This window comes from Bifidobacterium sp. W8110 (assembly GCF_016101375.1).
GTDB lineage: Bacteria > Actinomycetota > Actinomycetes > Actinomycetales > Bifidobacteriaceae > Bombiscardovia > Bombiscardovia asteroides.
On sequence record NZ_JACFQO010000003.1, the window covers coordinates 141,978 to 156,268 of the forward strand.

Annotated in this window: 6 protein-coding genes, 1 tRNA gene and 2 pseudogenes; 6 read left to right on the top strand and 3 right to left on the bottom strand. The window is 50.5% G+C overall.

Annotated elements, in window-relative coordinates; genetic code table 11:
- The first annotated feature begins 7 nt into the window (after positions 1-7).
- Positions 8-2,032, top strand: a complete 2,025-nt coding sequence (locus H3T88_RS06620; RefSeq protein ID WP_198204023.1) for a glycosyl hydrolase 115 family protein — start codon at positions 8-10, stop codon at positions 2,030-2,032.
- A 19-nt stretch (positions 2,033-2,051) separates the two neighbouring features.
- On the opposite strand, the gene H3T88_RS06625 is transcribed toward H3T88_RS06620, so the two are convergent.
- Positions 2,052-3,176 carry a LacI family DNA-binding transcriptional regulator gene (locus tag H3T88_RS06625; RefSeq protein WP_110417170.1) on the bottom strand — a complete coding sequence of 375 codons (1,125 nt, stop codon included), beginning with the start codon at positions 3,174-3,176 and terminating at the stop codon, positions 2,052-2,054.
- A gap of 1,068 nt (positions 3,177-4,244) precedes the next feature.
- Between H3T88_RS06625 and H3T88_RS06630 the strand changes: the two genes are divergently transcribed.
- Entirely contained in the window at positions 4,245-4,412 is a 168-nt protein-coding gene (locus H3T88_RS06630; RefSeq protein WP_110417168.1) for a helix-turn-helix transcriptional regulator, read from the top strand.
- Positions 4,413-5,599: 1,187 nt separating this feature from the next.
- Here H3T88_RS06630 and H3T88_RS06635 read toward each other — a convergent pair.
- Positions 5,600-6,427 (bottom strand): hypothetical protein, encoded by an 828-nt coding sequence (locus tag H3T88_RS06635; protein ID WP_198204024.1) that lies wholly within the window; start codon positions 6,425-6,427, stop codon positions 5,600-5,602.
- Between the two features lie 2,233 nt (positions 6,428-8,660).
- Here H3T88_RS06635 and H3T88_RS06640 point away from each other — a divergent pair.
- A complete protein-coding gene (locus H3T88_RS06640; RefSeq protein WP_198204025.1) occupies positions 8,661-10,241 on the top strand; it encodes an ATP-binding cassette domain-containing protein in 1,581 nt (526 codons plus the stop codon).
- A gap of 250 nt (positions 10,242-10,491) precedes the next feature.
- Here H3T88_RS06640 and H3T88_RS06645 read toward each other — a convergent pair.
- Positions 10,492-10,568 (bottom strand) — tRNA-Pro (locus H3T88_RS06645).
- A gap of 179 nt (positions 10,569-10,747) precedes the next feature.
- Here H3T88_RS06645 and H3T88_RS06650 point away from each other — a divergent pair.
- From H3T88_RS06650 to H3T88_RS08935, 3 genes and pseudogenes are all read left to right on the top strand, one after another.
- Complete coding sequence (locus H3T88_RS06650) at positions 10,748-12,178, top strand: UTP--glucose-1-phosphate uridylyltransferase (protein ID WP_198204026.1); 1,431 nt, start codon at positions 10,748-10,750, stop codon at positions 12,176-12,178.
- A gap of 144 nt (positions 12,179-12,322) precedes the next feature.
- A pseudogene (locus tag H3T88_RS08930) lies at positions 12,323-13,106 on the top strand (helix-turn-helix transcriptional regulator); the annotation flags it as partial.
- A 74-nt stretch (positions 13,107-13,180) separates the two neighbouring features.
- Positions 13,181-14,278, top strand: a pseudogene (locus H3T88_RS08935) (helix-turn-helix transcriptional regulator); the annotation flags it as partial.
- Positions 14,279-14,291 lie beyond the last annotated feature (13 nt).

The following is a 14,291-nucleotide window of genomic DNA, read 5'->3' on the forward strand; positions in this document are numbered from 1 at the left end:
AAACTGAATGGTACTCTTACATTCACACGTACAAATTCTTGGTCGAATAACTAGCAAGGCTGTCCAGTTAGCAATAAATGATCTACAAAGGGACCTGAAAAAGGTTATCTCTGATTCAGATGTGTCCGACTTTTCACTAAGGCTTGAGAAAGACTCGAATCTGCCTAGACAGACTTTCTCTATTAAAGCGGAAAGAAACGGATTAAGTATGTGTGCCCCGGATGAATTAGGCTTCGTATATGGAATTTATCATATAAGCCGCGAGCTACTTGGAATACCAGACTTCTGGTTTTGGATGGATTGGAAAGCGAAGCAACATAACTATGTTGAATTACCTGATAATTATCAATATACTTCCGGTCCTTTCCTGGTAAAAAATCGCGGTTGGTTTATTAATGATGAAGTTTTGCTCATGGAATGGAGCATCGAAAACGATAGGTTGCAGCCATGGCGTATGGTATTTGAAACCTTGCTTCGATGCAATGGCAATATGGTAATACCGGGTACAGGTTCAGATGTCAATAAGCATATACCACTGGCAAGGGAACGTGGACTTGTAATCGCTCAGCACCACAGTGAACCTCTGGGTGCTCCAATGTTCTCAAGCGTATATCCACACGAAGCTCCATCATGGTCAATCAACAAAGATAAATTTATTTCACTATGGAGGGCCAGTGTTGCTTCTAACAAGAACAGCAAGACCATTTGGAATCTTGGATTCAGAGGGCAAGGCGACAGACCATTTTGGCTGGACGATCCAGCTTTTTCAACCGATCAAGCCAGAGGGAAACTGATAAGTGAAATTATCAAGATACAACGCGAGATCGTTATCCAAGCAAATCCACATGCAACAATGTGTACATATCTGTACGGTGAGGTCATCGATTTATATGCAAAAGGACTAATCAACATACCAAGAGATGTAATAAAAGTCTGGTCCGATAATGGCTATGGGCGAATGGTTGCTCGCCGCCAGAACAATACAGATACACGTATAGATTCAATGCCACGATCTGATGACACCGGTAAACAAGGAATTTATTACCATGTTTCATTCTTTGATCTTCAAGCGGCAAACCATATTACTACCTTGCCCAACAATCCTTGTGACGTGGTCAAAGAATTAACCCATGTCCTTGGCCACAAGGCCACTGATTATTGGATCATTAACGCTTCAAACATCAAACCACATACCTACTACCTCGATTTGATTGCAGATCTTTGGAGGAAAGGAATTTCGGAAAAACCTGACGCGTTTGTTAAACATCATGATGAGCGATATTCCTCTACATACTATGGAAAGGACAACAGGCAAGCGGTAGAAGAATCAATCCAAGCCTATTTCCATTATGCTGTCTCTTTCGGACCGCATTGGGATAATCACGCAGGTGAACAATTCTGGAACTATATTCCTCGGGTGCTCATCAGCCAATTCATGCATGACTCAAACAGTAGATCAACTGAGTTAGATTGGATGTGGAAATCCGCCTCCTTGAAAGAACAGGTGACATCATATAAAGACCTATGTAAAAAAGGTGCGGCTCAGTATGAAACCCTAGTCACATTCCAGAACAAAAGAGCCTTGAAAATGGATAAAACCGCCCGCAGATTGTTCGAAGATACCTTATTGCTTCAGTCACAGGTATACGCCCACTGCTCACGTGGCGCTCTTCTCACATGTAATTCACTGGCACAAGGGTTTAAAGGCATGTGGCAAAAAGCCTTCTATAGTGCCGGTTTAGCTCGTCGCGAGTATATAAGAGCAAGAGAAGTCTTGAATAAAAGCGAACATGGAGTTTGGACGAACTATTTTAAAAATGAATGTCTAACTGATATAGCACAAACTGCTAATGTACTGAGTGGCTTTATGTCCTATGTGCGGAATGAAGGTGAGGGGCCATATTTCTATCAATGGCAACGAGATTTTACCTATTCAAAAAACGAGCAAAAAGTGTTGGTATTACTAATTAATCATAATCATCTCACCGACGACCAATTATTTAGAGCAATGCTAACTCGCTGGGAGGAATGAAGCGACTTTTTTGCTTTTTTTAAAAATGCGCTAGAGTACAACGACTATTCAGTCCAAGGGGTTTAACCGCCTCAATGATTTGATTGTCTACAGAGCCTTCTATACGGTTTATAAGTGTATCTACGACTCGGCGAGAAACAAACTCAGGCCTCGGTGATACATTTGCAACCGGAAGTTGGAATGATTTTGCAACTGGATCATCGAAAACACCTATAAGAGAGACATCTATTCCTATTCGAAGATGCTCTTGTTCAAGAATCCTGTGTAAGGGTTCGAAATCTTGCGGAGATCTTGAAACTACCGCCAAACGATCTCTGCAGTTCATTAGGATTTCTTTTTTAGAAACCGAAATGCCTCTCCATCCTGATGACCCTATTCGTATAATGGCAACATCTATACCAAGCTGACGTGCTCTCATCACCCCACATCGATAAAAAAGAACAAAAGACTTAAATTTATCTTCTCGCCCTTCCGAATCAGGTTTAATAAAAACTATATGTCTATGCCCTGCAGATGCGAGCGTATCGACGATAAGTTTCGCAGCAGCCTCATAATCAAAATAAATTGTATCCAGCCCAAAACTTCTATTAGGATGTCCAAAAATAACAGAAGGAATCTCTAATTTTGAAGCCACCTCAATTCGCGGATCATTCTTCTCAACATCCATGATGATGAAACCGTCGCATGAAGAACGCCCAGACAACCTCGTTAAGGCTGCCGGTCCTTCTGACGTTGCAGATAGAATGATATCAAAGTTACGCTTACGCGATTCCTCAGCAATAGTCGCGAGATAGGGCGGAATAATGGTTGCATCCGAATCTGCCGTTATAGTTTCAAGTACGGCAATGAGTTGTGTTTTAGACGTCCGAAGTACTCTTGCTGCTGTATTAGGTTGGTAATTCAGCTTTTTCATTGCTGACATTATTTTGTCTTTTGTAGCTTTAGAAACTGGACGTGACCCATTCATAACATAGGAGACCGTACTTTGAGCGACACCTGCCAAAGCTGCAACATCTTTACTAGTCGGGTGTTTCCGATGCGACGTAAGCGAATTAGCCGATTCCAATTCTCCCAATGTCAAGTGATCCTCCAAGAAGACACCCTCACCAATAATCAATATCTTTACAACTCTATCCACTCGCATAGACTGTGACGAGCCTAAAAATCCCGATTAGATTTCACCAACTTCTAAAACTAAATCTCTACTTATGGAGCTAATCACAGTATCTAGTCTTTTCACATCATCTATTCTAATTAACGTGAATAAAAAATGATAGCCGGGATATCTTCATTATAAAAATCAGGTATGAATTGACACCGCTCGGTCGCTTTATAAGATCAAGTTTATTTCTAACAACTTTGTAACTAGCTCAACTATATCGAAACCAGTAGTCCAAGAAACTAATAAACCATGGTAGATTGACTGACTCAGCTGTTAAAGGAATTATAGCCCATTAACCGAAAGAAAGTTCGCACTTTAATTGCAATCACAGATTACTTCAAAGCTGTTTGACAACACTATTCAAAGACCTACGTTTGGCAGCTCTTAACAGGCTGTTAATTGTGCCTCCAAACGTCCTAAGGCAGAGAAGAAAATAGAAACTCTTTCCCAGTGTTAGCGCAAGTGCATATTGTCAAATACACTTGACGTAAAGTTTGCCTTACATTTTAGTAATGTCCATCCAGGTCGACCGATTCTAATTTGAGTTCAACAAAGGAGAAACCCATGAAGAACAAGGAGATCAGTAAAGAAACTGTCGATGTGCAACCCATATCGTTTGGCACTGTTCGTTCGGTTCCCGTTCGATGCCAGCGCTCACAACCGCTTTGGTTCCAGGCCTGGCGATCAGCATAGTTCCGGGAATCCTTCTGGCTGGCTTCATGCCACAGCCCATGCCATGGATAATCAAGGCTCTAGCTTTGTCCCATATCCGTGAGCTTTTGGTGGGTAATTTTGGTGGATCCCGATACCTTGCCTGGATCAAATCTATATGCAGAAGAGAACATAGAGAGCCACTGGTACGGAAGGGCCGCGCAACTTTCATACCGCATTTTCATCGGGTTGGCGTCGGCCGGTTGCCTGCTGGCCAGTTTGATGGGAGCCGATCAATGGGCTCTCATGCTGGTGTGTGTTCTCATAGGGATGCTCTTGATCCTTGCCCTGTCGTATGCATTTGTGAGGTTCGCCCATCATGGATAACCGCCGGGCAAAATGCGAAAGGAGCGTGGCTGGTCTCAGGAGCAACTATCAAAAAAGCTGGGAGTAAGTCGTCAAACAGTTATTTCGATCGAAAAAGGCCATTTCGACCCTTTACTTCCACTAGCCTTCCACCTAGCTGATGTATTCGATTCAACCATAAAGGACATATTTCAACCCTGAAATTAACACAGCGCCTGTAACCGCGATTACGTTCGGTAACATCATGCAATATAAACCAGAATGAGTTATAGGAGTAGCAATACGCAATCCGCGGATTCAATTATTCTACTGTTTAAATTATAAACATGCCGTTCAAAGCTCAAATAGAATTCATCCAAGCTGATGAGTTCTATACTCTTGCAGCTATGGCTGCGCTACAAGTACGTGTCGTTTTCAAATACTCGCTAATATCAGCAGCGTGGGCTAAGACAAACCGCAGGATGTTTATTTCTGCCCCTGCCTTGATATCAAAATCGGCATTCTCGTCGTGTAGAAAGTAAATGAGAAGGAGCTCAATGTCTTCCACTTCTACCTGCTAAGAGGTCAAAAGCTCAGATACACATTCCTTTGAAGGCAAGCAGGCCACTGGCAGTAGTGATGGCGTCATTCATCTGTTTTCTCAGTATTTTGATAACAAATATTATACAATATAACTACTGTTGAACCGTGCTTTGAGTTATTTTGGTATATAACCCTGAATAGGCGTTGATTCAACTGTAATCGGAAGCTAAATCAGTATTGATCAGCAATCGTATCTAAAGATTTAGAGTCTCTCCAAATTGGTACAGCCAGCAACTTAAGTGACTAAGTCACAAAAAATGATTTTGATGACATACTCTATTGATTTCGGCCATAACAAGCGTACTTAATCGCACTACATTACTGTATATTATTCGTATATAGGTTATAATTATTTAAATAAGCTTGATTTATTGATAATATCTAAAATTCATGGATTTCATCGGCAGAACGCAGATTTGTCAATTCATATTCCACTATCTATAGCTGTTTAGACTGCTTATTTAATAACGCATGTCTGTTCCAGGATGACCTGCATGCGCGGGGGTCGAATAGAACACAAGGTGAGCCTGCAGAAGTTAGTTAATGCTCGGCACATTCAAGTCACCGCAGGCTGTGTCTTTAGCATTCTTATACTATCAAAATATACATGACTTTCTTCAATACTCGACTTCCTTTAGGCATCCTGCATGAGTCAATGCATAAAAACCAGTGGGTTGGATATATTTCAATTTTATTAATAATGTTAAGGCTTACAATCACTAAACTAAGGAACTTGCGTAAAGTAGGGATTCAAATCAAAATAAAGTTGTTTTTATTGCTTTTCTCATAATTAAATACGATTCTAGTTAATCAAGTATAGTATTTATCTGCTTGTCTGCTAAACTTAAGAAGCGCTTAAAAAGATAGTTAAGTATAATCATGCTGACCATTTCGAAACGTTCCTGCCAATCCGCAGGCCTATGAAGAAGTTCTCCATAAAGTATAAAAGCTATAGCATTTTCAGCTATCACTTTATAATCTATGAGGGTTTGCAATCTAAGTTTTTGCTCACTGCTTTTCATGTCCTTAGGCATCCACTTTTCCTGTGCCTGTTCAAACATGACTTGATCAACAGTGGGCCCCACTTCTCCACCATTGTTTATCAATACTGGATTATCTAATACGAGCCAGAAATCATCGTCCAACAAATCCAAATCATCTCCTGCTGGCGTGATTGGCGTGATTGAATCTTTCACTATGTCCAATAGCATATTCACAAGAGCACTAGCCCATTTTGTGTTATCTGATAAGTCTTCTTCTTGGGGCCAATCACGCAGTTGTGATCTCATTAGACCCACTACAACCATTTGTCCATTAAGTGCATGCAGCCAGTTTGTGAGTTGAGGTTGCACACTACTACTAGCTTCGATTGCATTAATTAAAGCAACAGAGTTAGACTTAAATGTATCTACTAAATAAGTGGACTCCTCTTTTTCCTCATTAATATTGGAAATCCAAGCATCATATGATGTGTTTACTTTATCGCGACTTTCTTGCAAGTCTTTTGCAAGATCCCTACGGGATTCACGCTTATTAAATTTATAAGCTACCCAAGAGATGATAACAGATGCTGTCGCCGTCACAATAGAAGCTGTATTATTAATATCATTCAGCACTGACTCAAAAATACTCATCACTAACCCTTCTCTATGAAGAATAGTAGCCCCCTCTCTCTGAAGAATATTATCATAGTGTATCTGTCTTATATTCACTTATTCGTTTATTATTTTTTTGCTATTTGAAAAAAGCTTGAAATCTCTCCATAAGTCACAGAATTAACTGGCTGAAGGTAGTACACCCAGATATTGATATTAACAATGTAACGCATAATGTCGAATTTTCTCAAAGAAACGATATTTATGTATGCAATTGCGACCAGGCTTGTTAAAGCCTTAATATTCTAACATAATCAGGAAGCTCAATAGTGTTTAGGGGGGGGGGTCTTGTTCAATTGAGTCACGAGGACCAGGGCGAATAGGGCCAGGCATTGCCCCTTTTGCCATACGCCGACGCGCACACACGGGCACAACATAGCGCTGTGTGCTCCCATCTTGCTCGATGATGCCTACCGAGCGCCGCGCCGACTGGTTGCGTGCCTCGCAAACTCAAGGATTCCCTAGACCGGCTGTAACAAGGAGCACCCGGATGTAGATAGGGCCTATAGAAGCTCCAAGGTCTGGCGTAAATAGTCGGTAGCTGATGCCGGAGCATAAGGCCGCGCAACGCGCTTAACGGGGGGTCATCACACTCTCATGGCCGACGGCACCTACGTAGCCCATGGCTGGTGCTCGATTATCGTGACTGACGGACAGAAGTGGCTGATATCGATGACAGTGGTTCCACAGTGAGAACATCGCGGCCTACACCGTTATCTTCAGCCGTATCCCAGGGCCGGATGTGCTCATCACTTGCGGTTGCGCAGTTTGGGGAAAGTCTGCGCTGCCGTCTGGTATCCAACGCTGGCTGGTGCACGTGTAAAGCGACACTTAAACGGCCCTGATTCTCAGGCCAGGGCAGCAGTACTGCAGTGAATTGAAGAAACTGATCGACCGGCTCACCCAGGGTCGATGACGTCGAGGGGCTACACGGTAGGGCGAGAGCCTCAACGCCAAACAAGAGCAATCGAAGGCGTTCATCAACAAACACACTATCACCAGTAAAGACCCAGCCGATCCCGAGGCCGCAAGCGGGTCCTAGTGGTAGACCACCAGAAACTACGTCGCTGTTACCGCAGACTTGAAAACAACTTCCGTAACGGCCAGCCTTTTTCCCTTTCTGAAACCCGAGCTCACCCAAGACGAGCCGGTCAAACCTACCCTGCTCCAGAACCACTGCCTGTCTCCGAAACACGCGAGACGCGCACGCGAATGCCGAACTATATGAAGGACCCACGTCACGACCCCGCCACCCTAAGCAAGGGTGAACACCACCAATTACCACCGGTATATAAGGACAAAAGAACAGATAGGAAACAGGCAAGCCCGAAGCTGCGGCGTAGCCACCGACTGGAACATGTTCCACGCTACAAACAGATACCCGACACCACAGCATCACAAACTCACAACCAGTCACATACACTGAATCTGAAACGGCACGTTTAATCCTGATTAGAGAAAATACCGCCATAGAATGCGTTCCACCCTGAAAGGCAGCACAGGCAGTACCGACTTCTAACTTAAGTGACTCTAAATCATGCCGGTGCCGAACGAGAATCCTCATGCCTTGAATTTTGGAACGTAGACGACCCTGAATGCGGTGGCATAAAGGGACAGGAGAGGTTCATAATGACCCTTTCTCAGACACTCGTAAGTAATCCTGGACACACACGGGATTCTCCTGACTTCCATCAGCTCGACCAGCTCGTTCGCAAAAGCCCAGCTGCAAGAATCAAAATCCTGCCGACTTCTCAAACCAATCCGCCACAGGCAACCGGATACCACCATCTGGAGGCAGCTCCATGCAAAAGATGAGATGCTAGGTTAAACTTGAATGTAGAAAGCTATTCGGAGGGACTGCCCCATATGCCAAGGTGGTCCAGTGAAAGAGGACCTCGACTTGCGTTTGTGATCAGACAGTTGCCTATGCGGTCGGTATAGACCGTCGAAATTGGTGAGCTTCGTTTCTAATCCGCCACCCTACTGTGTAGCGGCCAGAGCATGAGGTTCCCAGTTATTTGCGGCGACTGTCCCCGCAGGGGAATCCTCAGGCCAAAACTACCGTCACTCACATTCGCACCATCCACTGCAATTATTCCAACATAAGGTCGATGGCCCGAAGTTGCGCGATGACGGTCTGACCGCCCGACCAGTCACAGCCTACGATTCCCCTGATGATGAACCAGACCGCATCACCATCAGAAGGAAACCCATGTCGAACCCTAGTATCATCACCATCACCGACCTCGGCTTCGCCTATCCGAGCAGCCCATCCGCCATTTTCGAGCATCTGTTCGCGACCTTGGATCGGGGCTGGACCGCCCTGCTTGGCGATAACGGCTGCGGTAAAACCACCTTGGCTCTGCTCCTGTGCGGACGCCTATCGCCGACCCAGGGAAGCATCAGCCCGAAACCCAGAAGCCTGGTCTGTGAATACTGCCCCCAGGACATTGCCGAACAACCGCATAACCTGGACGATTTTGCCAACGATTGGTCACAGCGGGCCGTTGCCATCAGGCGGACCCTGGGCATAGCAAACGATTGGGCCTACCGATATTCGACCCTCTCCGGCGGCGAGGCAAAGCGCCTACAAGTAGCCTGTTCCCTCAGCCGGGAACCTGACCTGCTGATCCTGGATGAGCCGACCAACCATGTGGATGCAGCAACTAGGACCCGAATTGGCCAGGCTATGGATAGCTTCGCAGGCATCGGTCTATTGATCTCTCACGACCGGGCCCTGATCGACGCCAGCTGCCCTAGGTCGTTGGTTTTCCGCAAACGTCACACGCAGGCCGGCAATGTGCTGACGCTGACCCAGTTCAAGGGCAGGCTGGCGCAGATCGAGGAGCAGGAGAAGGCTGAAGACCGTCACGCCCAGGAGGAATTGGATGGCAACCACAGGGAATTGGACAGGCTTATGCGGTACAAGGCTGCCCGCTTCCAGAAACTCCAGCATGTGGATGCCCTGAGACGGCAGGGAGGCCGGATCGACCCACACGACCACGACGCCCGGAACATTCACAAACTGGCCAGGCCCGGGGCCTCGGGAACAGCAGCTGCCCGCGGCTATCGGCAAGCTGACGCGCGCATCGCCGCGACCAGCAAAATGAACGCCGACCTACAGACTGCCGCAAAACGCTATGACGGGAGCATGAGCCTGCAGGCTGAAGCCAGCCACAAACGTGAATTGATCCGGATTGATGGCGGCGACCTACGTGGCTGGATGGAAGGGCATGGCGTCGAAGACTTCCGCCTGTATCTGCGCGGGAGTGCAGCTACAGACAGCGGGGCAGACAGCCAGCATGGGCCAGCCCTAGAGACCATCAGCATCGGGCCGAAAGACCACATCGGCATCAGTGGTCCGAATGGACGTGGTAAATCCACCTTGCTCGAGCTACTTGCCGCCCGTCTGTCCACGGATCTGCCCCGCCTGATCCTGCCTCAGATCATTGGCTCGGCACGAATACATAAGGCCCTGGATGACGCGGCCGCGCTGCCGGGGACTCAGAAAAAGAAACTGATGTCGGCTTACGCCCAGCTCAACGCTGACCCAGAAGATCTTCTGGCCGGTCACGAACTCTCTGCGGGCGAGGGCCGCAAACTGTTGCTGTGCCTGGGATTCTTGGAGCATCCCCAGCTACTGATCCTGGATGAACCGACCAATCACCTTGACCTACGTTCCCAGTCAGCTCTGGCCGAGGTGCTGGCACCCTACCAGGGAGCCCTGGTGATCGTCTCCCACGACGAAGGCCTCTTGGACGCTGTAAGTTCGATTCGCTGGGAGGTCGAATGATCCCAGGACACCCAGCAGCCTGATATTAGTGTGCGTGTTAGGGGACGCAAGTCATTGATGTACCAGTCGCCATGCGACCTCCATATGAACATGTTGCCCCAAACATGTCGGCCCAATCCGCCACAGTGCTGTGCAGCTAAAAGAGCGAAGAAACGAGAAGAACCAGTGATGTGTCAAATATGTACCCGGAGCCGGGAATACAGATAATAAAAAAAAAACCAAGGGCTAAGACCTTGGAATCGTTGCTATTTGGTCGGGCCGGCGGGATTTGAACCCGCGACCCCTTGACCCCCAGTCAAGTGCGCTACCAAACTGCGCTACGGCCCGACGGTGCATCAGCACCGAGTAGAGATAATAGCACAGCGTAGCGGGGCCGACAACGGTCCGGCGAGTCCTTGCAGACTAGACCAGGCAGGCCAGGTCCCATACTCAACTTGCTATCATGATTCTGGACGGTCGGCGCAACCCGCGTCGGCCGCAAGTCGTCCCAGCCCGGAAGGGGTTCCATGAGCACAGACGTTTTCGACCTTTCGGCCGCGAAGATGCGAAACAAGGGCATGAGCGAAGTCTCCATCAACCAGTTCAAGCACCTCTACGAAACCTGGGAACGGGGAGATGCCAAGGCCTGCGTGCGCGAGAAGGACGTCACCCCGCTCAAGGACGTGCCCCGCACCAAGGACATCCACGACGCCATGGACATGGACATGGCACTGGACGCATTCTCCCGCACCGCCTTCATCAAACTCAACGGAGGGCTGGGCACCTCCATGGGTTTGGAGAAGGCCAAGTCCCTGCTGCCCATCCGCCGACACAAGGCCCGTCGGATGCGCTTCCTGGACATCATCATGGGCCAGGTGCTGACTGCACGCAAGCGTCTGGGAGTACCCCTGCCGCTGATCTTCATGAATTCCTTCCGCACCTCGCGCGACACCATGCGTGTGGTCAAGCAAGACCGCCGCTTCGTCCAGAACGACGTGCCCATGGAGATCATTCAGCACATCGAACCCAAGATCGATGCCGACACCGGCCGTCCTGTCGATTTCCCGACCAATCCCGACCTGGAATGGTGCCCTCCCGGCCACGGCGACATCTTCTCGACCATCTGGGAGACCGGTCTGCTGGACACGCTCAAGAAACAGGGAATCGACTACCTGTTTATCTCCAACTCCGACAACCTTGGCGCCAGGCCTTCAAGGACCCTGGCCGGCTATTTCGCACAGTCCGGAGCGCCCTTCATGATCGAGGTGGCCAAGCGGACCGAGGCTGACCGCAAGGGCGGCCACATCGTCATCGACAAGGCTAGCGGACGCCTCATCCTACGGGAGATGTCACAGGTGGACCCGCATGACCGCAGCTCGGCCATGTCCATCCGCAAGCATCCCTACTTCAACACCAACAGCATCTGGGTCAGGGTCGATGCCCTGCGCGACAAGCTGGCCCAATACGACGGCGTGCTGCCCCTTCCCATCATCGAGAACCGGAAGACCGTCGATCCCACCGATCCTTCCACTCCTCCCGTAGTGCAACTGGAGACAGCCATGGGCTCAGCCGCTTCGCTCTTCGACGGGGCCATCTGCGTCCAGGTGGACCGTATGCGCTTCCTGCCCGTCAAGACCACCGACGACCTGTTCATCATGCGCTCCGACCGCTTCCATCTGACCGACTCCTACGAGATGGAGGATGGCAACTACGATTTCCCCAACGTGCAGCTGGATGAGCGCTACTACAAGTACATCGCCGACTTCGACGAACGCTTCCCCTACGGGGTTCCCAGCCTGGCGGCTGCCAACTCGGTCACCATCGAGGGGGACTGGACCTTCGGCAGGGATGTGACCCTGTATGCAGACGCCCACCTGAGCGACCAGGGACGCTCCTCATACGTGCCCAACGGTCAGTATGTGGGACCCCAGGGGATCGAACCGGACGAGTGGGTCTAGAGCCAGGCGCAACAGGGTTCAGCCTGTCAAGAAAAGGTACCGTATTTGGGTGTTTGACTCCCACGGTCCTGAAAATCAATCTATGATAGATAAGCGTGCGTTAGGCGCACTGATATACAAAATTTTAACGATACGCGAGGACTGATGGCAGAAGGCACGAACGGAAGACGGCGTTTCTCGGATAAATGGGGCAAGCACGAACTTGATGTCCTGGCCGTCTTATCGTCCGCTTTCCCGCAATGGCTTACATCACGGCAAATAGCGCAACGGGTCAAGGCCTATGCCGATTCCTACGGCGAACTGGCTGACCAGGCCGCCAAGGCCGCCTTCGCCAAACAGTTCCAGCGTGACCGCGCCAAGCTGGCGGCCATGGGCATAGCCATCGAATCCCGTCAACCCGAATATTCCTCCAAGTCCGAGGGGCAGGATTTCGCCTCCTACCGTCTACAGCTGGGGGACGAGCCCCGCATCCGCATGCACTTCAACCAGGAGGACATGCCGGTGCTGGCCGCGGCCAACTACCTTGCGCGATCCATAGCCATGTCCCAGGAGGCCAGCGAGGAGCCGACCCGACCGGTTTCGCGCACCACACCCAGAGTGCCGCAGGTGCCCATCCCCGGTCTGGGCCTGGACTCCATAGCCCCGGGACTGGGCACCCAGCGCATTCCCGACGATCTGGTCAAGGTCATCGATTCCCGCCGCTTCGCCGCCACCGTGGACGTGGACGGGGAGAACCTGAACGTGGCCTATGCCGACTCGGACGATCTGGCCATGTTCGTCCTGGAGCACCCCGATGCCTCCATCGTCAGTCCTCAGGAGGCGGCAGACGCATTCCGGCGGCGTCTGGATGCAGCCGCCCGTTTCAAGCTGGCCGACGAATCGCAGAGCCCCGGCGCAGCAACGGTCATCTCCCCGGAGATTGCCCGGACCAGCGTCGAGCATTTCGCCACTGACCTAAGCGACGACGACACGGACCTTCGGCACGCCCGCCGAGCCAGTGCATCCTCCTTCCAGACCGGATCCGAGGTGGACCGCCGCCTGCGGCTTATGCTTTTCCTGTCCGCACACCTGGGCGAGGAGTTCTCCCTGGCTGAGCTGGCCGATCGCTTCATCGGCCATCCCAACAGCAAGGAAGAGCTTCGCAAATACGTCAATACCATCCACAAGGACATCAACACCCTGACGACGGTCTCGGACGACGGGGAGATGGCCGGCAGCCAGTTCTTCGACATCGACTGGTCCCTGTTGGACGACAGCGGCATCGTCTCGGCCACCAACTCGCTGGGGCTGGAGCGACTGGCCGGCATCTCGCCCCAGTACCTGAGCATGCTGACCGCCTCGCTCAACTACCTGGCCCATTCACCCCTGCTGCCCGAAGAGTCCCGCAGCCAGGCCGAGTCCCTCTACCAGCGCCTGCGCACGCATGTTGGGCCGGGTGAGACACCCTGGCTCTCCCTGACCGGGTACGAGACCGAACCCAAGAGTTTCTCGGTGGTACGCCGGGCCATCAAGACCGAGTCCCTGTTGGACATGGAGTACACGGACGCCGCCGGTCGGACCCGCCGCAAGGTTGTGGCCCCAGCCAAGATCTTCGTGGATGAGGGTGTCTACTATGTCGCCGCCTGGACCGACATCGGTGATGCCGCAGAGGGCACTGAGGCTGCGGACGCCCCCTCGGACTCCAGCCGCCACCTCAAGCAGGGCACCGGACGCAACCGACAGTGGCAGGTTCTGCGAATCGCCAGAATCGAGCATGCGACCATCGTCAAGCCCAACCACAAGGTGGAGTTCCCGGATGTACCGGTCAGCGAACTGCGCAAGTGGTCCTTCGACAACGGCACGGCTGCGGTCTTCATCACCGACCGGCCGGACCTGCCCTACATCAAGTCCCTGCCGGGCGCCTCGGTGGAGCCTTGCGGACCCGGGCAGAAGATCCACCTGACCGTCTCCTCGGACTCCTGGTTCGTAGCTTTCTGCATCGCCCACGCCAAGCACATCACCGCAGTGGCGCCCAAGACCCTGCGCACCATGATCCTGGCCCGTGCCCAGCGCGAGATCACCATCAGCGACGCTCACGACAAGGAGCAGGACCGGCACTAGTCCCGGTCGGAGA